The organism is Methylopila sp. 73B (genome assembly GCF_000526315.1).
Classification (GTDB): domain Bacteria; phylum Pseudomonadota; class Alphaproteobacteria; order Rhizobiales; family Methylopilaceae; genus Methylopila.
Map to the genome: position 1 here is coordinate 2,265,619 of NZ_JAFV01000001.1, position 26,779 is coordinate 2,292,397.

Here is a 26,779-nt window from a genome sequence, read left to right on the forward strand (position 1 = left end):
AGGGGGCGGCTATGGTCGGGCGGCTGCTTCTTAAGGGAATGCTGGCGGGGCTAATCGCCGGACTGCTGACGTTCTGCGTCGCGAAAATCTATGGCGAGCCATGGGTGGAGCGGGCGATCGCTTATGAGGAGCAGCAGGCGGTGGCCGAGAGCGCTTCTGCCGGCGCAGACGAGGCGGAAGTCGAGATCGTCAGCCGTGAGACGCAGGCTGGGATCGGCCTGCTGACGGGCGTGCTGGTCTACGGCGCCGCGGTAGGAGGGCTGTTCGCGCTCGCTTTCGCGGTCGCCAACGGGCGGCTCGGCGCTCTTGATCCGCAAGGCCTATCCTTGCTGCTCGCGGCCGCGGCCTTCGTCGCCCTGGTGGCCGTGCCGATGCTGAAATATCCGCCGAACCCGCCGGCGGTGGGCAGCGGCGACACCATTGGCGCGCGCACGGAGCTCTATTTCATCGCAGTTGGCATATCGCTTCTCGCGGCGACCGCCGCGCTCATGATCGCGGAGCGGCTGCGGGCGGGGCTGGGCGGATGGAGCGCGGCGTTCGCAGGAAGCGCTGTCTTTCTCGCGGCGACGGGTCTCCTGCTTCTGGGTCTGCCCGCGGTGAACGAGATCCCGGAGAACTATTCGGCCGAAACCGTGTGGAACTTCAGGGTCGCGTCCTTCGCGGGCCTCGCCGTGTTCTGGTGCGCGCTCGGCGTCGTCTTCGGGCTGCTGGCGAGCCATCGGGCGCCGCGGATCGCAGCCGCGCCCGACCTGACCCGCGCGGCTTGAGCGAGGGGAGGCCACGATGACGGCCCGCGACCTTCTGCTCGACCGGCGAGTGAGACGGCGCTGCGCGGTTCTCGCGATCGCCGCAGGCGGCCTCGCCGTCTCGACTGGCCCGGGGGGCGCTCATTCCGGGGGCGCGGCCCCAGAAAGCGCCGCGCGCGGCCTCGAGATACCGGCGGTGACGCATGGAGAGATGGCGACGCTCGCCGCTTTCCGTCCGCGGATCGTCGTGCTCGCGAACCGCGTCGTCGCGACCGACGAGCGATTTCGGCGGCTGAAGAACCACGGCGCGCTGCAGTACGCCTATTGCCTCTGGGGGCTCGTCCCCGGAGCCATCTCCAACGAGGACAGTCCGTTCAACGGCTGCTCCCATGCCTATCTGGCCTCGGCCTGGTCGCTCCTCCGGCACATGGAGACGATGCCGCAGGTGAAGGAAGATGCGCTGCGTCTCGCGAGCGATATCGAAGCCGGGTGGGCGCGGACGCCGGAGACGCTCTGCGTCGCGAGCGCCGAGGTCTTCCATACCGCCGCCATCGTTAAGCCTGCCTGGGCGCAGGCGGGGTGGGCCTGGGGGGGCGCTGGCGCCTCTGCGATCCTGATGTTGGCCGCAGGTTTCTTCACGGCGCGCGCAGCCGGCGCGCGGATGGGGACGTGACGCCGGGCAAAGCGGAGCCTGGCCGGCGCCTCCGGCGGTAAGGGGCGAAAACGGGTCGGACGCCCTCGCTGGATGGGCGGACGGTGACGCGCGTGACCACGTAAACCAAGGTGACCCATGACTTCTCTCGAAGAGAAGCTCAAGCAACGGAAACTCGGCGCGCTGAAGCGCGGCGTGCACCGTCTCGGAGGCGAGGCCGGACTGGCGTTCAACGTCCATCTGGTGGGCGTCGGCAAGGCCGGCGCGGACGTCGTCGCCGGCGCGCTGCGCGCGCTTCCCCGCGAAGGCCTGCCAATGTCCGCGCTGGTGGTCGATGTCGGAGACGGCGACCTCGCCCCCGTGCGCGAGGCCGCGGCCGCGTTGCCGGCGGGGCGCGCCGACGTCCAGACCCTTGCGCTCGCAGAGCTCGGCGCGGCCGAACTCGCGTCGACGTTCGAGAACTATGGAAGGTTTCTGAAGCTCGAATACCCGATGTTCCCCTGGGCGCTCGACGGGCAGGGCTGGCTCCCGGCCGGCAAGCCTCTTTCCGAAGGCGGCTCGCTCCGCCGCGCCTACGCCAAGGCGCTCTATGGCCGCGCCTATTATGACGGCGACCGTCCGGCCGCGGAGGCGATCCGGCGGTTCGGCCGCGCCATCAGCGATGAGCCCGCTCAGTCGATCGTCTGCGTCGTCTTCGGAATGGGAGGCGCCGGCGGCGGGATCGTGGTCGATCTCGCCCGCCATCTCGTCAATGTGGCGCTGGCTCGGCAGGCGCTTGTCATCGGCCTCGGCGTTATGCCGTGCGACGGCGATGCTCCCCGGAGCTCGGGAGGGGCGCTCTACGCGGCGCTGAACGAGTTCGACTGCCTTGGCGATGAAGGCAAGAACCATGGCGTGGTCCGGACCTGCGGCGAGCTGTTCCGCAATCCCTTCACCGCCGGTCTTCTGCTTGCGCCGCAGCAGGGCGTCTGGGCGGCGACCGGCGATCTCTCCGCCACGCATGCGAAGGTGGACGCGGAGCTCGTCGCGCTGCTCACCGGCCGCGGCGGCGCCAACCTAATGGAGGCGCTGCGGATGCTGAACTGGGTGGCCGCGCCCTCCACCCAGCATTCCGCCGCCCGCACTCCGTGGGGCGACAAGTGGATCCACCTGCTCGGCTTCGCCGATCTCGCGGCGCCGGGCGTCTCCGGGAAGGGGCTGCGCCGAAGCCTCGGCGTGCTCGACGCCTATCGGCCGGAATTCGTGGAGATCCGAGTCCCGTCGGCGAGCCTCGACGCGGCCGAGACGGTGGCGGCGGCGATCACCGAGGCCTTCGCGCCGGAGACGCCGCCGCAGAGCGTGGGGGAAGGCGTCGGTTCCGCGCAGTTCGTTCTGCCCTCCTTGCGCAAGACCGATCTCGCCGCCTTCGGTCCCGCTCGCGCGGCCTATGAGGCGGAGAACGCGGACGACCGACTGCTCGATCATGCGCTGCTGCTCGAGCAGGGGATCGTGCTCAGCGAACCTTCGCAGCGAATGCCCGGCATGACGGGCGCGGCCCTGCGCGGCGGCGCGGGCTGGATCGCCGTGGCGATGGAGGCGCTCGCCGGCGGCGAGAGCCTCCAGGCGGCGAGCTGACCCCCGGTCCGGTGCAGGAGACGACAGATGCCGCTGAACTGGCAAGACGTGAAGGTGAAGTATGGCGGCGGCGCAAAGGTGCCGACGATCACCGGCGGCAAGTTCGTGACGATCTCCGACGTCTCGGACGAGGCCATCCACATCTGGACGCCGATCTGGACCGCCGAGCTGGCGCGGGCGGATTTGGAGAAGGGCGTCGCCCTCATCGAGGAGGGCGTAATCTCGACCGATCCGGGTCTCTTCGTCGAAGACTACATGCTCTACGTCACCCGCAATCGGGCGACGTCCACCGCGCACATCTTGCGAGATCTTGGCTATCTCGACCTCACCGAGACGTTTTCGGTGCGGTGCTGAGGAGCTGCGACGATTCCGAAAACCGTTTCGGGAAACGAACGAAGCAACATTGTCTTGGAGGTTACTGTGACAGCATCCCTGTATCATAGCTCGACCGGCACGCAGGCTCCGCACTGCATGCATGTCGTCGGCGTGGGCCGCACCGGCGCGGCCTATGTCGAGGCGCTGTTGCGCACCGGCGAGATCGAGGACCATCTCGCCGATCCGCGCGCCACCTTCGCGGCGCTCGTCATCGATATCGGCGAGCAGGACATGGGTCTCGCCCAGGACTACGCGTCCGCCTTCGTGAAGCGGCTGGAATCTCGCGGCATCCCCACCGACCGCTTCTCGTTCCAGTCAGTAGCGCTTCCCGTGCCGTCGAAGGAGGAATTTTTCGAGGGTATGAATCGGACCCGGGAGTTCCTGAAGCTCGAGTATCCACGTTACTACTGGAATCCGAACTTCGAATCCTACGTTCCGAAGTCCTATGTCATGCCGAAGGCCGGTGAGCATTTCCCGCGCGCCGTCGCCAAGGGCATTTACGCCAACGCCTATTACGCCGGCGACCGGCCGATCGACGCCGCGCTCAGGACCTTCACGGCCCAGATCGAGAAGGCGGGGCTGCCTTCGATGGTGACGGTCTGCTTCAGCCTCGCGGGCGGCACCGGCAGCGGCATGGTGGTCGATCTGGCCCGCCACCTCTCCAATGTGAAGCTCGGCCGACGCATCCCGGTCATCGGTGTCGGCCAGTTGCCGCACACCGGCGACCCCGACACCTATCGCGATGCGCCCCAGCTCTACACGGCCTTGAATGAGATCGACTGCATGATCGACGACGACAAGAACGCCGGCGTCATCACCGTCTGGGGCGATCTCTACCGCAACCCTTTCACCGGGGGCTTCTTCGTCGTCAATCCCGAGCAGAGCTGGCAGCGCCTGACCGCCTACACCACAACCGGCGAGCCGGATGTGCGCCAGTTCTTCAAGGAGACGGTGACCAATCGCTTCGTGGCAGATTCCTTCATGCGCTTCGTCGTCTCGGACAACGGACGCAACCTGTTCCGCGTTATGCGGCCGGCCGGGATGACGGGCGCGCCGCACGAGACCGTGCCGTCCAAGTCGCGCAGTTGGACGTTGTTCGACGTCGCGAAGCTCACCCATCCGGGCGTGCAAGTGCTGCCAGGCGAGGCGCCGTCGAAGTGGGAGGCTGTCGTCGAACAATGGACGCACTTCATCCCGAAGTTCGACGGACTGAAGGAGGGGTTCAAGACCGACTTCGCGGAAGTCCTGATCTACGGCTCGCGCAACATGGACATGGGAAAAATCGCCGCCGATTTCCGCGGGATGATGGGCAAGGAATATCTGCTCGACGACGAGTCGACGCTGCAGGTCTCCACGCATGAGTTCTTCGACGCGTTGACCTCCTACGCCAACGTCATCCTTGCGGGCGTGGCCAAGACCGACCTCGAGGCGTTCTGGGCGAGCCAGAAGACTTATGAGACGCTGAGCTGGGAAGAGAAGCTGAACGAGCACGCCTGGCTGATCGACATCGGGCCGATGCTGTCGGAGCCGGCGATCCGGTTCGAGGGCATGGCCGGCGAGTGCATCTGGGGCTGCGCCTGCTGGGTGGTCGTTCCTTACGACGAGCTTCGTGGTGACAAGCTGCCGCCGCCGAACCGCAAGGTGATCCTCGAAGAAGGCATCGCGGCGATGACGAAGACGGTCGTGTCGACGCCGGGCGGCGCCGCTGAAAAGAAGAAGGCGAACAAGAAAGACGTGGGCGAACTCGTCAACGCCTGACGTCCGTCGGCGGGGCCGGCGTCCGGCCCCGCCGCCTGATACGCTAATGCGCCGAGCAGTGGTCCTGTCGCGGCGCTCGTTCATTGCAGGGAGTGAAGTCATGTCCGCAGGAGCGCAGCATGAGGATGGTCGGGACCGGATTCCTGCCACCGTGATCACAGGCTTCCTGGGGTCGGGGAAGACGACGCTGATCAACAACATCCTTCATGCCCAGCACGGAAAGAACATCGCCGTCATCGTCAACGAATTCGGCGAGATCAGCATCGATGGTCAGCTCGTAGTCAAGGACGAGCAGGCGGAGCTTGTCGAGTTCAACAACGGCTGTCTGTGCTGCACGGTGCGGGGCGATCTGATCGAGACCCTCGACAGGCTGCGGACCCGCAAGGGCGATCTCGACGGCATCCTGATCGAGACCACCGGGCTAGCCGATCCGGCGCCGGTGGCGTCCACCTTTTTTGTAGCCGACGCCGTTAAGGACAGCATCCGCCTCGACGCCTTCGTGACCATGGTCGACGCGGTCAATCTTGAGATGAACCTCGAGCAGAGCGGGGAGGCGGTCGAGCAGGTCGCCTTCAGCGACGTCATCCTGATCAACAAGACCGATCTCGCCTCCCCCGAACAGGTCAAAGCCGCGGAGACCCGCGTGCGTGCGCTCAATCCGCTCGCGAAGATTCACCACACGGCGAACGCCGAGATCGACATCGCCAAGGTGATCGGCGTCGGCGCCTTCGACCTCGTGCAGAAGCTCGAGGTCGACCCGGAATTCCTCAACGAGCATGAGCATGAGCACGACCGGGCCGTGGGCTCGTTCATCCTCGAGGAAAGCCGGCCGATCGACGTCAACCGCTTCTCGCTGTGGCTGAACGAGCTCGCCCAGACGCGTGGCGAGGACCTCTATCGCACCAAGGGCGTGTTCAACGCGCGCGGCTTCCGGGAGCGCATTGTGTTCCAGAGCGTCAGGATGCTGACCACGATGCGGCCGGACCGGCTCTGGGAGGAAGATGAGGCCCGCCTGTCGCAATTCGTCGTCATCGGGAAGAATCTCGACCGCGCGGAATTCGCCGAGGGCTTCGCGCGCTGCGCGGTCGGCTGAAATGGCCAGGAGCGAGCATGCGTCCGATCCGGCGGGGGACGCCGATCCGGTCTACCGGGTCCATGTCTTCTGCTGCGTGAACGAGCGCCCGGAGTCGCACTGGCGCGGCTCATGCGGAGGAAAGGGCGCCCGGCGACTCTGCGACTACATGTGTCGGCTCGGAATGGCGCTCGGCGTGAAGCGCATCCGGGTCAACCACGCGGGCTGCCTCAACGTCTGCGAACACGGGCCGGTCATGGTGATCTATCCCGAAGGCTCCTGGTACCGGTTCGAGACCGAACAGGATGTCGCCGAGATCCTCAAAAGCCACGTCATGGGAGGGCGCCGAGTTGAACGGCTCGCGCTCTCCATCGACCCGGCGACGATCCATGAGTGACGGCGCGAACCAGAGCCGTCGGCGACTGCCCGGCGTCGGAGCCTACGGTTCGATTTAACGGTCGAGCTTTGAAGAGAGTTTGGGTCTCGTCGCAGTGACGAAGGAACGGAGATGAGACCCAAACCCTTGAGCCCGAAACCGCCTGCGGAGCAGGTGGTGACACGCCTGAAATGATCGCGAAGCGCTACGGACGGTTTCGCCGCAGGACAAAGCGGCGAAAACACCGAGTATTTCTGGACGTTGGGGGCCCCCAAGCAGGGTGAGAGCTTCGAAGGGACCTAACTTCTGAGAGCGCCCACGCGGTGAAGGTCCGTTCCAGTCGAAGCGAGTGGCGCCTCCAAGCCTGCTCCTGGCGCGCGCGGGCACGACCATTAAATCGGCCACTGACATACGACTCCTATCCGTTTTTGGGACGATCGCTGCGGTCCGGAAGAGGATGGGTCTCGTAGGCGGCGGGCCGGCTGCAGAGTCTCTGTCGTCGCACGCGACGCTTCGCCGCGAACTCCGCCTCAATCCGGTCCAAGGCGCAAGTGGACCGACGCCTCGCCTCAGCCGGCTCCTTCGTGTGAAGGCTCTCCCACTTCTCCGTCTTGGGCGTCCCCTTGAATGTCCTCAGGTGCGGCAGGAGATCGGCGGGGACCGACACGCGAACGTAGCAGACGCCGCCGTGGCGGACCCCTGCCGGTTACCTGCAGACCTCAATGGTGCGCGTCCGCCGGACGCCGCGGCTGTCGCGAAACCGCTGCCGCTCAAGCCGGCAGCTCTCGCGGGACGACTCCGCCATCGCGGCTCCGGCGGCAAGCCCGAGGATGCCGACGCCGACGATCGCCGCAGCCGTGCGGCCGCCGTCATGATGATGGCCGTAATAGCCATGGCGCCGGTGTCGCCAGTGATCCGCCTGCGCCGTCACGGGAGCAAACGTGAGGCCGATGAGCGTGGCGGAGAGCGCGGCGGCGGAGACGCGGAAGCTGAGCGACATCATAGGGTACCCCTGGGTAATGAGCCAGGCTTCTTAATAACCGAAGGATGAGCTGGATCAAGGTTAGCCGGCGCAAGGTCCTTAAGTGATGGTTGATGAGGGAGCGTCGATCCTTGACGGAACGGCGCTTTGAAGAGCGCCGATCTTAGCCGCGAGCCATGCATGGCGCCCCGCCCTTTCGGCCGAGTGACCGTCCGCGGCGGCCCCTTGGCGGCGACGAGCCGAGGGTCGCCGATGCGCTCCAGCAGGTCTTGGAACGCCGGGTGGGCGCTGATGGCGGAGCGGCCGCGGACCGCCCATGCCGTCGACGGCAAGCAGGTCGACCCGGCCTGAACGATCGTCTGCAGCGGGAGCTGGCCGCAGTTGTCGAGCTGCAGTTCCGCCGCGACGTTCACGAGGCCGGCCCGCCTTCAGCACAGAGATGGCCGCGCGGGTGGTGGAGCGGTCCGCCTGCACGGGGCCCGGCCGCAGCGCAACCCCCGCCAACGCCGCCGCGGCCCAGAGGGCCGGCGCCAACGTCCGCCCGCCCGTCAGAACGACACCTTCACGCCGCCATAGGCCGCCCGGCCGGGCGTGTTGTAGGTGAAGACCTCCTCGTACTGCTTGTCGAAGAGGTTCTCGATCCGTCCGTAGACCTCGGCGTTCTCGGTCACCTTGTAGGAGGCGGCCATGTTGACGAGCGTGTAGGCCTTCAGCGAGACGGGCGCCCGCTCGAATGTCTCGGCGTCAAACCGGTTGTCCTTCTGCCGGCCGTTGTAGACGACGCCAAGATTGGCGTTCGCGCGGCCGTCGAGGAACACGTAGTTGACGTTCACGCTGCCGATGTGGCGCGGCCTGCGGACCAGCGTGTCGCCGTTGGGATCCTCGCCGTCTGTGAACGTGTAAGCGGCGCGGACGCTGACATCCGCGAAAGGCCTCACCGTCAGGCCGAGTTCGACGCCGTCGATTTTGGATTTGCCCGCGAGGTTGACCGGCTGACCCGCGCCTTTCGCCGGGACGAACTCACTGGAGATCAAGTCCTTCACGCGTTGCTGGAAATAGGTCGCGTCGAGGACCACGCGGTCGTTCCAGAACGGCTGGTCGAAGCCGACGTCCCAGCCCTGCGCCCTCTCCGGCGTGAGGTTCTCGTTCGAGACGAAGTTGTCGGCGAAGCCGAACAGCTCGAAGGTCGTCGGGTTCTTCAGGCCCGTGCCGTAGGAGGCCCGGATCTTGGTCTTCGAGCGCTGGAAGGTGTAGGCGCTCGCCAGACGAGAGGTCGTGTCGTCCTCGAACCGGTCGTTGAAGTCGTGTCGGATGCTGCCAGTCACGAACAGGCTGTCGAACAGGCCGAGCTGGTACTGTCCGACGAGACCCGCGTTGTCGATGTGCTGCTTGACGGTGGGCGCGCGCTGAGACGGAAACTGCGTGAAACTGTCTACGGCGTCGCGCGTGTGATCGGCGCCGAAGGTCACCACGTGGCTCGCCGGCAGCCCTGCTTCGGTCGCGAAGCGGTAGTTCGTCTGGTAGTCGAACCGCGTCATCTCGCCGACGGTCGCGAAGGTCTTCGCACCGTCGCCGTCGAAGCTGCGGCGGTCGGAGTTGGTGTAGCTCAGCCCCGCGACATGGCCCCAGGCGCCGTCGAGCAGCGTCGCCGTCATCTGCGCGCGGCCGTAGAACTGCTTGCCCTTTTCGGTGTCGCGAGTGTCGACGGAGGCCGCAAAGGGCGATCCGTCGGAGGCGGCTCCGAAGCCGTCGCGATCGGCCTTGAAGTCGGTGTAGCGGGCGACGCCGGTGAACTCGAGGAGCTCATTTGGCCGAACCGAGACCTTGGCGAGGCCTGTTCCGCTTTGGTAGCCGTCGCGGTCGAGCGAGGAGGTCGGCGCGAAGGCGTCGAAGCGTTTGGCGGTCGAGATCCCGCTCGTGCGATAGCCCTGGCCGGCGATGAGATAGTCATAGGCTTGCGTTCCGCCGGACACGGAGGCCGTGCCGGTGAGGGCGCCGAACGAACCGCCCTCGATGTTCGCCCGGAAGCGCGTCGGTCCCGGCTCGCCCTTGCGGGTCGTGATGTTGATCACGCCGCCGACCGCGTCGGAGCCGTAGAGCGCGCTCTGTGGACCCCGCAGCACGTCGACGCGCTCGACTTCGAGATTGAGCAGGTTGGCGAAGTCGAACTCCGCGCTCGTGCCCGGATCGTTCATCCGGATCCCGTCGACGATGACGAGCGTCTGGTTGCCCTCCGATCCGCGGATGCGGACCTGGGTCAGGGCGCCGAGCGGACCGGTGCGGTTGACGGCGACGCCGGGGAGTTCGCGCAGGACGTCGGAGACGACGCGGATCTGGCGGCGCTTCAGTTCCTCGCCGGAGATCGAGGAGACCGCGCTGCCGATCGCGGCGGCCGGGCCCTCGACCCGGTTCGCGGTGACCGAGATCTCTTCGAGCGCGGTGGAGTCGTCGGCGGGCGCCTGCTGGGCGGCCGCTGAGGCGGCGAGGACGGAGGAAACGGCGAGGACGGCGGCCGCGTGGGCGCGCCGTGGGCGGGACAACAGGTTGGACATGGAGACCCCGAGCGGGACGAGTGGCACGTCACCGCGAACTCGAGGTCTTGCCGCAAACGCACGTCACGTGCGCCGACGGTTCGCCCACCATCGGTGCACCCCGCCCGACGCGTTCGCGTGTGACCACACGACTGACGGCAGGTCTCCTGGCTCACGGGTCGCCGCGCTGGTCGTCGCCTTCCCGGGACCGAAGGCCCAGTGGCTGAGTGACGAAGCGCTCGCCGTTTACAGTAGCGGGGGCTGCCGCGGCATGAGGTCGTTAGACCCGCACCGCGTTCCCTTTTGATCCCCGAGGGGAACCGTCGCGGCGGACGCTATGGCGGACATGTCGCGGCTGTCAATTGGCGCTGCGGCCGACTCGGGACCTCAGCTCCCGCCCATCAACAGGAGCGACGCCGGTCAGGACCGCCCCGGCGCCAGCCGGCTCGCGCGAAGCTGGCCGTCGCTCTCGAGCAGGCCGTGGACGGTCGCTGCGATGTGCGCCTCGATGCGCTTCAGGTCGCGCGTGATGTCGAGCTGCAGCGCGCTGGTCTCGATCTGGTCGGCGCGGCCCGACCGCATCTCGGCGAAATGGCGTTCGGTGGCCTCGCGCTCCAGTTCGCGGAACTGCTCCTTCTCTGCGACCAGCCGCCGGGCGGCCTGGTGGTCGCCCGACATGAACACCGCGACCGCGAGGCGCAGGTGCTCGCACAGCCGCGCGTGCATGGCGTCGATGCGCTGGATCGCGGCCGGCGGCAGCAGGCGTTTGTCGCGGATGCGCTGCGCCGCCATCTCCATCAGGTTCTTGTCGACGATGTCGCCGATGTGCTCGAGGTTGATCGCGAGAGCGAGCGTGGCGAAGACCCTTTGGGTCTCCTTGTCGCTCAGCCGGTCGTGGTCGATCGCCCCGATGTAGAGCTGGATCTTGTCGTAGAGCGTGTCGAGCACGTCGTCGGTGCGGCTGACGTTGAGCACGCGGCCGATGTCGTCATGGGCGAAGGCGCCCTGCGAGCCCTTCAGCATGCCCTCCACCACGTCCGCCATATGCAGCACCTCGCGCGCGGCGTTGGCGAGCGCGACCGAGGGCGTCGAAAGCGCGGCCTCGTCGAGGTACAGCGGCGTGGCGGGATCGCCTTCCGTCGGCCGGTCGGGCAGCGCGCGCTTGAGAAGCGCCGCGAGCTGCGGCAGCAGGCCGATGAACAGCGCGGCGGTGGCGAGGTTGAAGGCGAGATGGCCAAGCGCCGCGAGCCGCGCCGGATCGGCGTCGACGACGGACAGCGCTTGTGCGATCGGGCCCAGGAACGGCAGCGCCAGCGCGCAGCCGACGAGGCGGTTGGCGAGATTGCCGAGCGGCGCCCGAAGCTTCGCGGGCGCGCCGCCCATGGCGTCGATCAGCGGGTTGAGCGCGCTGCCGAGGTTGCAGCCGAGCACCATGGCGAGCGCCGCCTCGGTCGAGATCACGCCCGCGCCCGCGAGCGACATCACGAACAGCATGGCCGCGACCGAAGAGTGCGCGGCCCAGCTCAAGGCGGCGGCCAGCAGCACCGTGATCAGCGGCTCCTCGGTCAGCGCGCCGAGCAGCATCCGGAGCGTGGCCGAAGCCTCGATCGGCCGCATGGTCTCCACCAGCAGATGCAGCGCGAGCAGCATCAGGCCGAGGCCGATCGCGGTCTGCGCCAGGTCGCGGACGAGGCTGGACCGCCCCCGGCGGTAGACTGCGACGCCGAGGAACAGCAGCAGCGGGAAGACATAGGACACGTCGAAGGACGCGACCTGCACGATCAGCGTGGTGCCGACGTTCGCGCCCAGCATCATGGCGAGGGCCGGGGCGAGCTCCACGGCCCCTGCCCCGCTGAAGGAGGCGATCATCAGGGCGGTCGCGGTCGACGACTGCAGCAGGGCCGTGACGCCGACGCCGGCCAGGAAGGCGCGGCCGCGGTTGCGCAGGGCCTCGCCCAGCATGTGGCGCAGGTCGCTGCCGAAGGCGCGCTGCACGCCGCTGCTGACCACGTGCACGCCCCAGAGCAGAAGCGCGACCTCGCCCAGCAGTTCGATCAGGACGTGGGTGGCGCTCATGCTGTCGCGACGCTGCGCGCGTGTCCCGGCCTTGAGCCGGAACCCAGACGCGCTGCGCTCCACGGTTCTCGGCCCGACGTCTCCGCCCCCTCCCCCTTGCGGGGAGGGTAAGGGTGGGGGTGGTCCAGAACCGAACGCCGTGGGTCGGCACAGAGCGGCATGGGGGTCGGCGACGTGTCCGGAACCACCCCCACCCCCGGCCCCTCCCCGCAAGGGTGAGGGGGGAAGGCCCGGCTCAATCTCCCCTCTCGGCGAGCGCGCCGTCGATCGCCGTCTCCAGCCGGTCGAGCGCGAGCGCCATCTCGTCGCGCGTCAGGGTCAGCGGCGGCGTCAGGGTGATGACGTTGCCCATCGTGGTCTTGAACGACAGGCCGAGGTCCAGCGCGCGGTACATGATGTCCTCCGCAAGCGCCCCGTCAGGGTCGGACCCGCCAGTCTTCACCATCTCGACGCCCAGCAAAAGCCCCCTGCCCCGCACGTCGCCCATGACCTCGCGGCGGCTGCTCATGTCTTTCAGGCGCTCCAGCGCGTAGGCGCCGACGGCGGCGGCGTTCTCGACCAGCCCTTCGTCCTCGATAATCTCGATCGTCGTCAGCGCGGCGCGCGTTGTGACCGGGTTCTTCTCGTGGGTGTAATGGCCGAAAGCCCAATCCTGCGCGACATCGAGCTCCGATCGGGCGATCAGCGCCGCGATTGGCAGGATGCCGCCCCCGAGCGCCTTGCCGGTCACCAGGATGTCGGGCGCGACGCCGTCGTGCTCGCAGGAGAACATGCGGCCGGTCTTGCCGAGCCCGGTCGGGATCTCGTCGAAGATCAGCAGCACGCCGTGGCGGTCGCAGATCGCGCGCACCTCGCCCCAGAAGCCGGGCGGCGCCACGTAGGGCACCGCGCGCGTCGGCTCGGCGACGAGCGCCGCCACGTCGCTGTCGCGCGACAGCACGTAGTCGATCATCCGGGCGCAGGCCGCCCCGCTCGCCTCCGGCGTCGTGGTCCCATAGGGGCAGCGATAGCCGCCGAAGGGCGCGACCTGCAGCGCGCCCGCGACCAGCGGCGCCGCGGGACCTGAGCGGAACAGCATCTCGCCGGACATGGCGCCGGCCCCGACGCCCGCGCCGTGGAAGGCGTCCCAGAACGACAGCGTCTTGAACCGGCCGGTCGCGATCCGCGCCATCTTCACCGCCAGCTCGATCGCGTCGGAGCCGCCGGTCGTGAACAGCACCTTCGAGAGCGTTCCGGGCGTGATGGACGCGAGCTTCTCCGCGAGCAGCGCCGCGGGCTCGCAGGCGTAGCGGCGCGGAGCGAAGGGCAGCGCGTCCATCTGATCGGCGATCGCCTTCTTCAGGCGCGGATGGCCGTAGCCGATGTGATGGACGTTGTTGCCGTGGAAATCCATGTAGCGCCGGCCCGCGACGTCCTCGATCCAGATCCCCTCCGCCTTGGCGATGGCGTTGAGGCAGGGCGTCGAGACCGACTGCCGGAGGAAGGCGCGTTCATCGCGGGCGAGCAGCGCCCGGGTCGGCCCGTCGAGCGCCCCCGCCTGCCAGGCGGCTCGCCGGTCGGTCAGGTTGGTGTCGCTTTCGGACTGCGCGACGAGACGGGGTTTCATGCTCACTTCCTTGGCGTTTAGCGGACGCGCCAGCGCTGCAGCCGGCCGAAGACCAAAGCGTTGAGCGCCACATGCAGCAGCTTCACGCCGATCGCGGTCGCCATGATCACCGTGCCCATGGCGGCCGCGGAGGCGACCGCGCCGGCCTCATCCATGTGCACGATCGCGATCGACGCGAGCTTTGTGCTGGAGCCGTAGAGAAAGATCACGGCCGAGACCGTCGTCATGGCGTTGACGAAGAGATAGACGGCGATGTCGAGGATCGCCGGCATGCAGATCGGCGCGGTGACGCGGGAGAAGGTCCGCCAGAACGGGACCTTGAGCGAGGCCGAGACCGCCTCGAACTCGCGGTCGATCTGCTTCAGGCTCGTCAGCGCCGTGATGTGCGCGACGGTGTAGTAGTGCGCGACTGTGTTGATCACCATCACCACCAGCGTGCCGTAGAGCACGTTGAGCGGGTTCCAGCTGGCGTTGAAGAAGAACACGTAGCCGAGGCCCAGCACGAGGCCGGGCACCGCCATCGGCAGCATGGCGAGGAAGTGCGCGAAGCCCCGGAGGCGCGGGAACACGGTTAGCTTCTCGATGAGATAGGCCCCGACGAACACGAAGGCCGTGCCGATCACCGCCGTGAGGCCCGCGAGCTTCAGGGAGTTGAAATAGCCCTCCCAGCCGGTCGGCTCGACGTTGGCGAAGTCGTAGTTGGCGAGCGTCAGCGACAGGTTGTACGGCCAGTAGCGCACGAAGGAGCCCCAGACCGCGACGCCGTAGGTGGCGACGATGGCGGTCCCGACCAGCGCCGCAAAGGCGAACAGCGACCAGTCGCGCTGCCGGTCGCGCTTGGGGAAGTATGGCGTCGCGCGCGCCGAGAGCAGCGCGGTCTGCCGCTTCTGGGCGCGGCGGTCCACGAAGAAGGCGGCCACCGCCGGGATCAGCAGCACGAGGCCGACCACTGCGCCCATGGGGAAGTTCTGCTGGCCGACGACCTGGCGGTAGGCGTCGGTCGCAAGCACGTCGAACTGGCCGCCGATCACCTTCGGCACGCCGAAGTCGGTGATGACGAGGGTGAACACCACGAAGGCCGCGCTGACGAGGCCGTAGCGGGCGCCCGGCAAGGTGATGGTCCAGAAGATGCGCCGCCGCGTCGTGCCGAGAGCGTCCGCGGCCTCGCGAAGACGCCCGTCGGACAGCGACAGCGCGGTGGTGAGGATCAGCAGCGCGTGGGGGAAGCTGTAGAGCGCCTCCGCCGCCACGATGCCGATCGGCCCGTAGAGCGAGGCGCCCATCATCCAGAACTTGAGGATGCCCTGGTTGCCGAACACGTAGATCAGCGCGAGCGCCGCCATCAGCGACGGCGCGAAGATCGGCAGCAGGGCGGCGGCGGCGAACAGCCCCTTCAGCGGCATGCGGCTGCGGGTCAGCGCATAGGCGTAGACGAAGGCGAGCGGGATCACGATCGCGGTCGCGAGCCCCGCCACCATCACGCTGTTCACCAGCGAGGCGACCAGCGTCGGCGAACGGACGTAGGCCGCGAAGTTCGCGAGGCCGACGAACTGGCCGTCCACGTTCTGCACGCTCTTCGACAGCAGCGTCCACAGCGGCAGCGCGATGATGAGGATCAGGACGAGGCAGACGACGGCGATGAGCCCGCCCGCGACCTGGGCCTCGCCCAGGCCCGAGCGGCGCAACCTCATGGCCCGGGCCGTCGCAGGCGCGGACGTCGCGAGCTCGCTCACGAGGCCGCCGCGGCGAACACGCGCAGCGCCTCCGGCGGGAAGGCGACGGAGCGGACGTCGCCGGTCGCGACGCCGAGGTCGCGCATGGCGTTGGCAGAGATGTCGGCGGCGATGACGGGCGCGCCGGGCTCGACCGGCGCGAGCTGGGCGCGGCAGAAGGCGCCGAGGAACGCGAGGTCGCCGACCCGGGCGTCGAACCGGTTCGGCGCGTCGGCCGCGACGCCGCGGGTCTGGACCGCTTCCGGCCTGAGCGCGAGCTTGACCGACGTTCCGACCGCCGCGCCGGCGTCCTCCGCCACGATGAAGTCGAGCGCGCCGACCTTCACGCTGCGGGGGCCTGTGACGACCGCGTCGAGGAAGGTCATGTGGCCCACGAAGTCGGCCACGAAGGCCGTCTCGGGACGGCGGTAGATCTCCTCGGGCGTCCCCACCTGCTCGATCACGCCGTGATTCATCACCACGATGCGGTCCGCCATGGCGAGCGCCTCCTCCTGGTCGTGGGTCACCATGATCGTGGTGACGCCCAGACGCTGCTGCAGCGCGCGCATCTCGTCGCGCAGCCGCACGCGCACCTTGGCGTCGAGCGCCGACAGCGGCTCGTCGAGCAGCAGCAGGCCCGGCGAGGTCGCGAGCGCCCGGGCGAGCGCCACGCGCTGCTGCTGGCCGCCGGAGAGCTGGCCGGGGAACTTCGCCCCCTGCTCGGGCAGGCCGACCAGCGCCAGCAGCTCCGCCACCCGTTCGTCGATCTCCCGCCGCGGGCGCGAGCGGTTGACGAGGCCGTAGCCGACGTTCTTCGCCACCGTGAGGTTGGGAAACAGCGCGTAGGACTGGAACACGATGCCGAAGTCGCGCTCGGACGGCGGCGCCTTCGAGACGTCGCGCCCCGCGATGTGGATCGTCCCTTCGTCCTGCGGATCGAGGCCGGCGATCGCGCGCAGCAGCGTGGTCTTCCCGCAGCCCGACGGTCCGAGGAAGCAGACGAACTCGCCGCGGGCGACGTCGAGATCGACGTCCTTCAGCGCCTGGAACGCGCCGAAGCTCTTGCCCAGCCCCCGCACGCGGAGGAAGGAGCTGGCGATCGTATCGGCTACGGTCATGGCGGAGCCCTTGTTCACACTTTCGAAAAACCTGCAGCCGTTCACGGCGAGGCGCAGCCCTTGCCTCTCCCCTGTGGGGAGAGGTCGGTCGGCGGAGCCGAGCGGGTGAGGGGGCCTGAGGTCTTTCCCATTGAGACAAGGTCCCTCACCCGGCCCTGCGGGCCGACCTCTCCCCACTGGGGAGAGGTGACGCTCGGCGCCGTCGCGTTCAGCGCGGCGTCACGAGCGCCTCACTTCTTCGGCGCGGCCTTGGACTCGTAGCGCTTCGACCACTCCGCCAGCACGCGTTCGCGGTTGTCGGCCATCCACGACAGGTCGTTCTTGATCATCGCCTGCTCGGCGCCGGCGGGATAGTTCGCAGGGATGTTCGAGACGCCGGGATAGGCCACGATCGCGTAGGTCTTGGAGAACAGCGCGTTGGCCTCCTTGGTCGCGACCCAGTCCGCGATCTTCTTCGCCACGTCGAGGTTCTTCGTCCCCTTGACGATGGAGCTCGCCTCCATCTCCCAGCCGACGCCTTCCTTCGGCAGGATGACCTCGATCGGGGCGCCCTTGGTCTTCTCGGCGGCGCCGCGCATGTCGAGCGCAAGGCCGATCACGCGCTCGCCGCGGGCGGCCTGGACGCACGGGGCGGAGCCGGAATGCAGATAGGCGGCGATGTTGTCATGGAGCCCGTCCATGAACGTCCACCCCTCCTCTTCGCCCATGCTCTGCAGCCAGCCGGCGACCATGAGGTAGCCGGTGCCGGACGAGGCCGGGTGCGGCATCACGATCTTGCCCTTGAACTCGGGCTTCAGCAGGTCCTTCCAGGACGCGGGCGCCGCCGCGCCGCCGGCCTCGGCGGTGTTGAAGCAGATCGCGCCGAGGAAGGCGTCCATGCCGGTCCAGGCGTACGGCTCTTTGGAATCGCGGAAAATTTCCTTGAGCTGGTCGGCGCCGGCCGGCTTGTAGGCCTCCAGCAGACCGGCCTTCTCGAACATGAGCAGGCTCGACGCCGCGAGGCCGACCACCATGTCCGCCCGCGGATTGTCCTTCTCCGCGAGGAAACGCGCGGTGATGACCCCGGTGGAGTCCCGCACCCAGGCGACCTCCGCCTCGGGAACGGCGGCTTCGATCGATTGCTTGAAGGGCCCGAGCTGATCGTTCTCCAGCGCGGTGTAGATCGTCACCTTCGTCTTGTCGGCGAACGCGGCGCCCGGCGCCGTCAAAGCAAAAATGGCGGCAGCGCCGGCCAAGATCCAAGTCTTCACCGCTGTATCCCCGTCAATGCGCCGCCAAAGCGGCTGTTTTCGATTGCGTTTACGCCGATATTTTATTCAACCTTTGTTGCAGTTATCTGACAAGATTTCTTTTTATTCACGGGCGCCCAAACTTACGCCGTCCAGGGCATCGACCAGGTGCGGACGTTTGTGAAGCTCTTCATGGCCTCGACGACGCCCTCCTTGTAGCCAAGGCCGGAGTCCTTGATGCCGCCGAACGGCGACATCTCGATGCGATAGCCCGGCACTTCCCAGACGTTGACGGTGCCGACCTCGAGCTCGGCAACAAAGCGCAAGACATAGTCGAGCCGGTTGGTGCAGACGCCCGACGACAGGCCGTATTCGGTGGAGTTCGAGATGCGGATGACCTCGGCGATGTCGTTGGGGCAACGCACGATCGGGATCACTGGCCCGAAGGTCTCCTCGTGCACCAGCTCGCAGTCGTAAGGCACATTGTCGACGACCGTCGGCGCGAACAGCGCGCCCCGGCGCGGCGCCCCGTGCTGAACCTCGGCGCCCTTGGCGACCGCGTCGTTCACGCGGCCCTCGAACTGGATCGCCGAGCGCTCGTTGATCACCGTGCCGACGTCGGTCGCGGGATCCATCGGATCGCCGCACTTGAGCTTTTTGGCCTTCTCGACCACGAGCTTCGAGAACTCGTCCGCGACGCTCTCGACCACGAGGATGCGCTTCACGGCCGTGCAGCGCTGGCCGGAGTTCTTGGTCGCGCCGGTGACGGCGAGCTCCGCCGCCTTGTCGAGGTCGGCGTCCTCCATCACGATCAGCGGGTCGTTGCCGCCGAGCTCCAGCACGATGCGTTTGTAGCCGGCGGTGTTCGCGATGTGCTTGCCCACCCGCACCGATCCCGTGAAGGTCACGAGGTCGGCGTCCGGGTCGGTGATCATGGCGTCGCCCATCGTCGACGGGTTGCCCGTGACGACCGAGAGCATCTCCGGCGGCAGGCCCGCCTCGTAGAGCACGTCCGCGAGCGCGAGCGCGGTCAGCGGCGTCAGCTCGGTGGGCTTCAGCACCAGCCGGTTGTTGGTCGCGATCGCGGGCGCGAGCTTGTGGCTCACCATGTTGAGCGGGTGGTTGAACGGCGTGATCGCCGAAATCACGCCCAGCAACGGCAGCCGCGTCGTGAAGATCTTTCGGGCTTTCCCGTTCGGCGAGATGTCGCAGGAGTAGATCTCGCCGTCGTCCTTGATGGTGAGCTGGGCCGCGAACGACCAGACGTCGTAGGCCCGGCTCGCCTCGTAAAGACTGTCCTTCCAGCAGAGCCCGGCCTCGGCGGTGATCAGCCGGGCGAACTCTTCCTTCCGGTCCCGCAGCAGTTCCGCGGTCTTCTGCAGGATCTGCTGGCGCTCGTAGCGGGTCAGCGTCGGCTTGAACGCCTTGGCCTTGGCGAAGGCCTCGCGCACATGCTCCGCCCGCGCCGCGGGGACCGTGCCGACCACCGAATTGTCGTAGGGATTCTTCACCTCGACGATGTCGTCGGTCTGGACGAGCTTGCCCGCGATCCGCATGGATTCGGCCCGGAAGGGCGGCTTGACGTTGGCGTTCATCGCGTCGGTTCCGTTTCGAGCGTCATGTTTGGGCGAAAAGCCCCCTCACCCGCCGCTGCGCGGCGACCTCTCCCCGCCGGGGAGAGGTGAAGACCCGCGCCCTTTGCGTCATCGAGCGCGGCGGTCGAGCGCTTCACCTCTCCCCATTGGGGAGAGGTCGGCCCGCAGGGCCGGGTGAGGGGGAGCCGCGGGCTCAAGGTCAGGATCACTTCACCAGGTTCAACGCGACGTCGAAGACGTCGAAGTTGCGGAGCGTCCGGCCGGCGGGAACCTCGATCGCCCGGTTCGCGATCATCGGCACGGTCTGTTCGGTCAGGCCGCCATGCGAACGCAGCGGCTCGGTCAGGCCGGAGAGGTCGTGCTTGGCGGCGGACGTTCCGAGCACCTTGTGGCGGTCGCAGAGCACGACGACGTCGCCGATGCGGTCCGCCGGCAGTTCGAAACGCTCGCAGGCCTCCTCCGCCGGGATGGCGACGGTGACGCCCTCGATCGCCTTGGCGACGTCGATGACGGCGGGAACCTTGTCGGCGTCCACATAGACCGTCGCGAACGAGCCCAACGCGCCGTGATGGGCCACGTAGGGGTCGGTGATCGGCAGGATCACGCGCGTCACACCGGCGCCGAGCCGCTCGTCCAGGATCTCCTGGAGATAGATCACGTCCGGCTCGCCGTTCGGGAGGTGCTTGTCGTTCATGCCGTGGTCGGCGGTCATCACGAGCGTGCAGCCGGCGGCGTCGAGCTGGCCGACGTACCGGTCGAACATCGCGTAGAAGCTGTTCGCGACCTCGGACCCCGGCGCCGCCTTGTGCTGCACGTAGTCGGTCGTCGAGAGGTACATGACGTCCGGGCGGAAGCCGTTCAGCAGCTTCACGCCGGCCGCGAACACGAACTCGGAGAGGTCGGCGGAGTAGACCTCCGGAACCGGCTTGCCGACGAACTCCAGCACGTTCTCGATGCCGTTTTCGGCGAGGTTCGCCTTGTCCGCCTTCTCCGAGGAGAACGCGATCGCGGTTCCGCTCGAGAAGTCGAGGCCCTTGCCGAGCAACGTCCGCAGCTTGTCCTTCGCGGTCACCATCGCGACCTTGAGGCCGGCCTTCTGGAACTCCGCCAGGATGGTCGGCGCGCGGAGAAAACGCGCGTCGTTCATCATCACCTCCACGCCCGCCTCGCGGTCGTAGAAGAAGTTGCCCGCGATGCCGTGCACCGCCGGCGGGCGGCCGGTGATGATCGAGAGGTTGTTCGGGTTGGTGAAGCTCGGGATCACCGAGAGCGCGGTCATGTTCGCGCCGGTCTTAATCAGCCGGTCGAGGTTCGGCGCAAGGCCGGCCGCGATCGCCTCCTCGATGTAGCCGGGCTCGGACCCGTCGATGCAGATCACGACGACCGGCTTCTCCGGCCGCTTGTAGCTCCGGCCGTTGGCGACAACGTCGGCGCCGACGTTCACGTGCATATTCATGGGGCTCTATCCCTATGGCCTCGCCCGTCATCCCGGACGGCCGAAGGCCGAGCCGGGATCGCTTTCCGAGAGAAGCGTCCAATTCTGCTCACGATCCCGGCTCTCCGCGGCTGACGCCGCTGCGGCCGGGATGACGCTCGTTCTTCACGCCGCCGACCGCAGGCCGACGCCCATGTCCTTCAGCACCTCGGCCACCACGCCCACGAAGGCCTTCATGTCCTTCGCGTGCAGGTCGCCGATGCAGCCGATGCGGAAACTGTCGGCCACCGTCAGCTTGCCGGGGTAGATCACGTAGCCGCGGTCCTTCAGCGCGTCGTAGAAGCGCTGGAAGGCGAAGGCCGGGTCCTTCGGCATGTGGAAGGTCACGATGATCGGCGCCTGGCGCGCCTCCGGCAGCAGCGTCTCGAAGCCGAGCGCCCGCATGCCGTCGATCAGGATGCTGGCGTTGTCGGCGTAACGCTCGCCGCGCCCGGCGACGCCACCTTCGGCCCAGAACTCCTTCAGCGCCTCGTGAAACGCCACGATGACGTGGATCGGCGGGGTGAAGCGGTACTGGCCGGTCTTCGAGATCGCCTGATGCTGGTCGTGGAGGTCGAGCACCAGCGTGGTGGCGTTGCCCTTGGTCTCCTCTAGCGCCGTCGTCCGGGCCAGCACGAAGCCGAGGCCCGGCACGCCCTGGATGCACTTGTTGGAGGAGGCCGCGACCGCGTCGAAGGCGACCTCGCGAGCGTCCAGCGGCAGCGCGCCGAAGGCGCTCATGGCGTCGATCAGCAGGCGGCGGCCGAGCCGGCTAACAAGCGCCGCGATCGCCTCGACCGGGTTGCGGATGCCGCTCGTGGTCTCGCAGTGGACGGCGAAGACATGGGTGACGGCGGGATCGGCGGCCAGGATCTGCTCGATCTCCGCGAGGTCCGGCGGCGTGTCCTCGGGCGTCTCGTGCACCACGTTGGCGCGGCCGGCGACGTCGAGGATCTTCTTGGCGCGCAGGCCGTAGGCGCCGTTCACCAGCACCAGGACCTTGCCCGAGAGGGGCACGAAAGTCGTCAGCATGGCCTCGACCGCGAAGGTGCCGGAGCCCTGCATCGGCACCGTCACGAACTCCGCCTCGCCGTGGATGATCTTCGGCAGGCCGTCGAGCACCGCCCTGTTGATCGCGATGAAGGCCGCGTCCCGCGAGCCCCAGTCGTGAACCATGACCGCCTTGACGGCCTTGGAGGTCGTCAACGGACCGGGCGTCAGCAGCAGCGGGTCGCCGGTTTCGGATCGGGCGATGGAGGCGGAGGCCATAAGCGTCTCGTCCACTCGTCGTTGATGACGGAGGGAGGCTAGCCGCTCAGGATCGAATAGGTCCAATATGGAGTTTGCATCGCATCTATAGACCGGATCTATGCATCATGGCGATCAGTTCCTCGGGACTCGCCGCCTTCCACGCCGTCGCTCAGGCCGAGAGCTTCACGAAGGCGGCTCGCGCTCGCAACGTCAGCCAGCCCACCCTATCCGCGCAGGTGCGTGCGCTTGAGGAGGCCTTCGGCGTCCGCCTGTTCGACCGCGCCGGGCGCACCGTGAAGCTGACGCCCCTGGGCCAGAGCCTGTTTGTCATCACCGCGCGCCTGTTCGCCGCCGAGGACGAGGCCGAGGCGCTGTTGGCGGGGGTCCGCACACTGTCGCGTGGGCACCTGCGCATCGCCGCCGACAGCGCGACCCACGTCATGCCGGCGATCGGCCGCATCCGCGACCGGCACCCGGGCCTCACCTTCTCGCTCACCATCGGCAACTCGTCCGACGTTCTGAACCAGCTGATCGACTACGCCGCCGACGTGGCGGTGACCGCCAAGCAGACCTCCGACCCGCGCATCCGCAGCGTTCGGCTGAGCGTGGACCGCCTGGTCGGCTTCGTGCGCGGGGACCACGCCTTCGCGGGCCGGCCGTCCGTGCCGATCGAGGCCTTCGTCGGGCAGGACGTCGTCCTGCGCGAGCGGGGCTCGGTCACCCGCGAGGTGTTCGAGCTGCGGCTGGCGGAGGCGGGGGTGCGGCCCGGCCATCTGCTCGAGGTTCAGACCCGCGAGGCGGTGCGCGATGCGGTCGCCACCGGCTTCGGCGTCGGCGTGATCTTCGGCGCCGAGTTCCGCGACGGCGAAGGTCTCGTCCGCATCGAGATCACCGGCGCCGACCTCGCCGTCGCTCAATACGCCGTGTGCCTGGAGGAACGCCGGCGGATTCCGCTGGTGCGCAGCTTCATGGAGGCGGTGCAGGAGGGGTGAACGTCACCCTACCCGCATCAGCGCAAGCGCGCCGACGATGAGCACGGCGGAGACCGCGCGGCTCCACTGCAGCGGCTCCTTCAGCAGAAGCACGGCGATCAGCGCGGCGAACAGCACGGAGGATTCCCGCACCGCCGCGACGAGCGGGATCGGGGCGACGGTCATCGCCCAGATCGCGATCCAATAAGAGCCGAGCGACATGGCGCCGCCCGCGAGCCCCTGCGCGAGATAGGGCCGCATCGGCGCGAGGCCGGCGAGCCCCCGTCGCCACAACGCGAACAGCAGCAACGGGAAGGCGTCGATCACGAACAGCGTCGCGGAATAGGCGTGCGGATCGCCTGAGATGCGCGCGCCGACGCCGTCGACCAGCGTGTAGCCGCAGATCATGAGCGCGGTCAGCCCGGCGTAGCCGAGCGCGACGGGATCGAACGCCGCGCCCTTCCGGCGGCCGAGGATCGAGATCAGCATCACGCCGCAACCGAGCGTCGCGACGCCGGCGATCTGCAGCGGCGAGAGGCTCTCGCCCAGCAGCAGCAGGCTCGCGGTGACGGTGAGCAGCGGCGCGCCCCCGCGGGCGATCGGGTAGACTTGGCTCATGTCGGCCCGCTCGTAGGCCTTGGTCAGCGCGATGTAATAGCCGAGGTGCAGCGCGATCGAGCCCAGCAGCCAGGGCCAGGCCTCGAGCTTCGGGACGCCGAGGAACGGCCAGACCAGCAGAGCCACGAGGCCGGCGCCGGCGGTGACCAGCGTCATCGCGAGGAACGGCTCGATCCGGAGCTTCAGGAACGCGTTCCAGCCGGCGTGCATGGCGGCCGCCGCGAGCACCGCAAAGCAGACGTGGAGCTCCATTCCTTACGCCGCTCCCGCCGCTTGGCCGCACGTCTTGTCCCGGCCTCGAGCCGGGACCCAGACCCACGGCGATCGCCCATCACGCGCCGTCATCCCCCGGCTCGTCCGGGGGATCCAGCTAAGGCGTCGAGCGCTCCGGACACCTGGATGCCCCGGACACGCCGGGGCATGACGAGCTTTATCCTGCCAATGTCGCGCCTCTGGGTCCCGGCTCGAGGCCGGGACAAGAAGGACAGCCCGTCTCATCCGGCTCTCCTCAGAGCCTCGGGCGTGGAGGCCTCAACGCCGTATGGACCCCGAAACGGCGTCAGGCTCGCCCGCACCGGCAGCCTCTCCCCGCCCGCGTCGATCGTGAGCCGCAGGGCGCCCAGCGCGCCTTGGTCCGGCGCGCGGGCGGCGTCGATCCAGGCGAGCGCGACGACGCCGCCAAGCGTCGCGCCATAGGCGGCGGAGGTCACCTCGCCGACGGCGACGTCGTCCGCCAGCAGCAGTTCGCCGCCCCAGGCCATCTGCGCGCCCGGCTCTGGCCCGAGCAGCGAGACGAGGCTCCTCGTCGGCGCAGGCCCTGCTCGAGCGGCGAGCACCGCGTCGCGGCCGATGAAGTCGCCCTTGGCGAGGTCGACCACGCAACCGAGGTCGCAGGCGTCGGGCGTAAGGTCCGGCGAGGTCTCGCGCCCCCACGCGCGGAATCCCTTCTCGATACGAAGCGCGTCGAGCGCGTAGTAGCCGGCGTCGCGCAGGCCGAAGGCTGCGCCCGCGGCCGTCAGCGCGTCGTAGACGCCGGCCGCGAACTCGGTCGCCACAGTGAGCTCGTAGCCAAGTTCCCCGGCGTAGGAGCGGCGGGCGGCGAGCGCGGTCGCGAAGCCCACAGCGATCTCCCGCACGGCGTTCGGCGGAAACGCCGCGTCGTCGAGGGCGGCGTCGGTCAGCGTCGCAAGCAGGTCACGGGAGCGCGGGCCCATCAGGCCCAGCACGGCGTAGGCCGAGGTGACGTCGGTCAGCGTCGCCCGCGCGTCGCCCAGATGGCGGCGGATCCAGTCGGCGTCGCGCACCGGCTGGCCGGAGCCGGCTACGATCAGGAACGCGTCGCGGCCGAGCCGCGCGACGGTGACCTCCGTTTCAATCCCAGCGCGGCGGTTCAGCATCGGCGTGTAGGCGCTGTCGCCGACGGCGAGCGCCATGTCGGCGGCGCAAAGCCGCTGCAGCGCGGCCTCCGCGTCGGGGCCGTCCAGCCGCAGCTTGGCGAAGGAGGTCATGTCGAACAGCGCGACCGCCTCGCGCGCCGCGCGCTGCTCGGCGGCGCAGGCCTCGAGCCAGTTCGGCCGGCCGAAGCCGTAGACGATCTCGCGGTCGTGGGGTCCGGTTGCAAAGTAGTTCGCGCGCTCCCAGCCCATCTTTGAGCCGAACACCGCGCCTTTCGCCTTCAGCCGCTCGTAGACCGGCGAGGCGCGGAACGGCCGCGCCGTGACAAGCTCGCGGTTCGGCCAGGGCATGGCGTAGTGCAGGCCGAGCGTCTCCTTCACGCGGCTCTTCAACCAGGCCGGGTTGGCGTTGAAGGCTGCGAAGCGGCGGATGTCGACGGGCCAGAGGTCCTGCGTCGGCTCGCCGGCGACGATCCATTCCGCAAGCGCGCGTCCCGCCCCGCCGGCGGAGGCGATGCCGGCGGAGTTGAAGCCGGCCCCCACGAACAGGCCCCGCACCTCCGGCGTCTCGCCCAGCAGGAAGTTGTTGTCCGGCGTGAAGCTCTCGGGGCCGTTGACGGTGGTCCGGATCGCGGCGGTCTCGAGCGCCGGCACGCGCGTCAGCGCGTTCTCCATCAGGATCTCGAACTGCTCGTGGTCGTCCGGCAGCAGCTGGAACTCGAAGTCGTCGGGGATCCCGCCCATGCCCCACGGCTTGGCGTCCGGCTCGAAGCCGCCCATCACCAGACCGCCGACCTCCTCCTTGAAGTAGATGAAGCCGTCGGGGTCGCGCAGCACCGGCAGGTCCGGATGGACGCCCTCGATGCGCTCGGTGACGAGGTAGAAATGTTCGGCCGAGTGCAGCGGGATCGAGACCCCGCACATCTTGCCGAACTGGCGCGACCACTGTCCGGCGCAGATCGCCACCGTCTCGCAGGCGATCTCGCCCCGGGAGGTCGCGACGCCGCGGATGCGGCCGTCGGCGATGGTGACCCCGGTCACACGGGTCTTCTCGAATATCCTGGCGCCGCCGGTCCGCGCGCCGCGCGCCAGCGCTTGAGTGAGGTCGGTCGGGTTGGCCTTGCCGTCGCCGGGCAGCCAGACGCCGCCGACGAGGTCGTCGGTGCGCATCACGGGCCACTTCTCGCCGGCTTCGGCGGGCGTGAGCTCGTGGATCTCGACCCCTTGCGCCCGCGCCGAGGCGATGGTGCGGCGGAGTTGAGTCATGCGCTCGGCCGTGCGCGCGACCGACACCGAGCCGCACTGCTTCCAGCCGGTGCCAAGCCCCGTCTCGGCCTCAAGCCGCGCGTAGAGTTCGGTCGAGTAGCGGATCAGCCGGGTCATACTGGCCTGCGAGCGCAACTGCCCGACGAGGCCAGCCGCGTGCCAGGTCGTCCCGCTCGACAGCCGTCCTTGCTCCAGCACCACCACGTCGCGATGCCCGAGCTGCGTCAGGTGGTACGCGAGAGAGCAGCCCACAATGCCGCCGCCGATGACGACGACCTGGGCCTGGGTGGGAAAGCTCGGTTCGGTCATGGCGCGGCCTCCAGCGAGAGCCGAACCCTAGCCGCAGAAAATTCCAAATCCAAT

General features: G+C 68.4%; 20 protein-coding genes and 1 riboswitch. Of the genes, 8 read left to right on the forward strand and 12 right to left on the reverse strand.

Annotation, left to right across the window (positions count from 1 at the left end):
- The first annotated feature begins 11 nt into the window (after window positions 1-11).
- The 7 genes from K244_RS0110990 to K244_RS24170 all read left to right on the forward strand — a co-directional run bounded on the left by K244_RS0110990 (window position 12) and on the right by K244_RS24170 (window position 6,614).
- A complete protein-coding gene (locus K244_RS0110990; RefSeq protein WP_020186316.1) occupies window positions 12-767 on the forward strand; it encodes a CbtA family protein in 756 nt (251 codons plus the stop codon).
- A gap of 190 nt (window positions 768-957) precedes the next feature.
- Complete coding sequence (locus tag K244_RS21865; protein WP_155931698.1) at window positions 958-1,419, forward strand: hypothetical protein; 462 nt, start codon at window positions 958-960, stop codon at window positions 1,417-1,419.
- A gap of 117 nt (window positions 1,420-1,536) precedes the next feature.
- Window positions 1,537-3,012, forward strand: a complete 1,476-nt coding sequence (locus K244_RS0111000; protein WP_020186318.1) for a hypothetical protein — start codon at window positions 1,537-1,539, stop codon at window positions 3,010-3,012.
- A 27-nt stretch (window positions 3,013-3,039) separates the two neighbouring features.
- Window positions 3,040-3,366 carry a hypothetical protein gene (locus tag K244_RS0111005; RefSeq protein WP_020186319.1) on the forward strand — a complete coding sequence of 109 codons (327 nt, stop codon included), beginning with the start codon at window positions 3,040-3,042 and terminating at the stop codon, window positions 3,364-3,366.
- Between the two features lie 66 nt (window positions 3,367-3,432).
- Window positions 3,433-5,145 carry a tubulin-like doman-containing protein gene (locus K244_RS0111010; protein WP_024816452.1) on the forward strand — a complete coding sequence of 571 codons (1,713 nt, stop codon included), beginning with the start codon at window positions 3,433-3,435 and terminating at the stop codon, window positions 5,143-5,145.
- Window positions 5,146-5,245: 100 nt separating this feature from the next.
- Window positions 5,246-6,238 (forward strand): GTP-binding protein, encoded by a 993-nt coding sequence (locus K244_RS0111015; RefSeq protein ID WP_024816453.1) that lies wholly within the window; start codon window positions 5,246-5,248, stop codon window positions 6,236-6,238.
- 148 nt (window positions 6,239-6,386) lie between these two features.
- On the forward strand, window positions 6,387-6,614 hold the full coding sequence (locus K244_RS24170; RefSeq protein ID WP_245259760.1) for a hypothetical protein: 228 nt from the start codon (window positions 6,387-6,389) through the stop codon (window positions 6,612-6,614).
- 685 nt (window positions 6,615-7,299) lie between these two features.
- Here the strand turns inward: K244_RS24170 and K244_RS0111025 are convergent.
- The 10 genes from K244_RS0111025 to K244_RS0111075 form a co-directional block, all read right to left on the reverse strand.
- Window positions 7,300-7,596: a hypothetical protein gene (locus tag K244_RS0111025; protein WP_020186323.1), complete on the reverse strand. Its 297-nt coding sequence runs from the start codon at window positions 7,594-7,596 to the stop codon at window positions 7,300-7,302.
- Between the two features lie 527 nt (window positions 7,597-8,123).
- Window positions 8,124-10,127, reverse strand: coding sequence for a TonB-dependent receptor (locus K244_RS0111035; protein WP_020186325.1), 2,004 nt, complete (start codon window positions 10,125-10,127; stop codon window positions 8,124-8,126).
- A gap of 118 nt (window positions 10,128-10,245) precedes the next feature.
- Window positions 10,246-10,446: riboswitch (cobalamin riboswitch) on the reverse strand.
- Window positions 10,447-10,526: 80 nt separating this feature from the next.
- Window positions 10,527-12,182: a Na/Pi cotransporter family protein gene (locus K244_RS0111040; RefSeq protein WP_020186326.1), complete on the reverse strand. Its 1,656-nt coding sequence runs from the start codon at window positions 12,180-12,182 to the stop codon at window positions 10,527-10,529.
- Between the two features lie 235 nt (window positions 12,183-12,417).
- Complete coding sequence (locus K244_RS0111045) at window positions 12,418-13,788, reverse strand: aspartate aminotransferase family protein (protein WP_020186327.1); 1,371 nt, start codon at window positions 13,786-13,788, stop codon at window positions 12,418-12,420.
- Window positions 13,789-13,805: 17 nt separating this feature from the next.
- On the reverse strand, window positions 13,806-15,479 hold the full coding sequence (locus K244_RS0111050; RefSeq protein WP_051460115.1) for a putative 2-aminoethylphosphonate ABC transporter permease subunit: 1,674 nt from the start codon (window positions 15,477-15,479) through the stop codon (window positions 13,806-13,808).
- Between the two features lie 38 nt (window positions 15,480-15,517).
- Window positions 15,518-16,618, reverse strand: a complete 1,101-nt coding sequence (locus K244_RS0111055) for a putative 2-aminoethylphosphonate ABC transporter ATP-binding protein (protein WP_024816454.1) — start codon at window positions 16,616-16,618, stop codon at window positions 15,518-15,520.
- Window positions 16,619-16,848: 230 nt separating this feature from the next.
- The gene (locus K244_RS0111060; protein ID WP_245259761.1) at window positions 16,849-17,853 is read right to left on the reverse strand and encodes a putative 2-aminoethylphosphonate ABC transporter substrate-binding protein; all 1,005 of its coding nucleotides are present in this window, start codon (window positions 17,851-17,853) and stop codon (window positions 16,849-16,851) included.
- Window positions 17,854-17,990: 137 nt separating this feature from the next.
- Window positions 17,991-19,442, reverse strand: coding sequence for a phosphonoacetaldehyde dehydrogenase (gene phnY / locus K244_RS0111065; RefSeq protein WP_020186331.1), 1,452 nt, complete (start codon window positions 19,440-19,442; stop codon window positions 17,991-17,993).
- 205 nt (window positions 19,443-19,647) lie between these two features.
- Window positions 19,648-20,892, reverse strand: a complete 1,245-nt coding sequence (gene phnA, locus K244_RS0111070; protein ID WP_020186332.1) for a phosphonoacetate hydrolase — start codon at window positions 20,890-20,892, stop codon at window positions 19,648-19,650.
- A gap of 150 nt (window positions 20,893-21,042) precedes the next feature.
- Window positions 21,043-22,185 (reverse strand): 2-aminoethylphosphonate--pyruvate transaminase, encoded by a 1,143-nt coding sequence (locus K244_RS0111075; protein WP_020186333.1) that lies wholly within the window; start codon window positions 22,183-22,185, stop codon window positions 21,043-21,045.
- A gap of 107 nt (window positions 22,186-22,292) precedes the next feature.
- On the opposite strand from K244_RS0111075, the gene K244_RS0111080 reads away from it, so the two are divergent.
- Window positions 22,293-23,159, forward strand: a complete 867-nt coding sequence (locus tag K244_RS0111080; protein WP_020186334.1) for a LysR substrate-binding domain-containing protein — start codon at window positions 22,293-22,295, stop codon at window positions 23,157-23,159.
- A 3-nt stretch (window positions 23,160-23,162) separates the two neighbouring features.
- On the opposite strand, the gene K244_RS0111085 is transcribed toward K244_RS0111080, so the two are convergent.
- The gene (locus tag K244_RS0111085; protein ID WP_020186335.1) at window positions 23,163-24,008 is read right to left on the reverse strand and encodes an EamA family transporter; all 846 of its coding nucleotides are present in this window, start codon (window positions 24,006-24,008) and stop codon (window positions 23,163-23,165) included.
- A gap of 242 nt (window positions 24,009-24,250) precedes the next feature.
- Entirely contained in the window at window positions 24,251-26,725 is a 2,475-nt protein-coding gene (locus tag K244_RS0111090; RefSeq protein ID WP_020186336.1) for an FAD-dependent oxidoreductase, read from the reverse strand.
- Window positions 26,726-26,779: the final 54 nt, after the last annotated feature.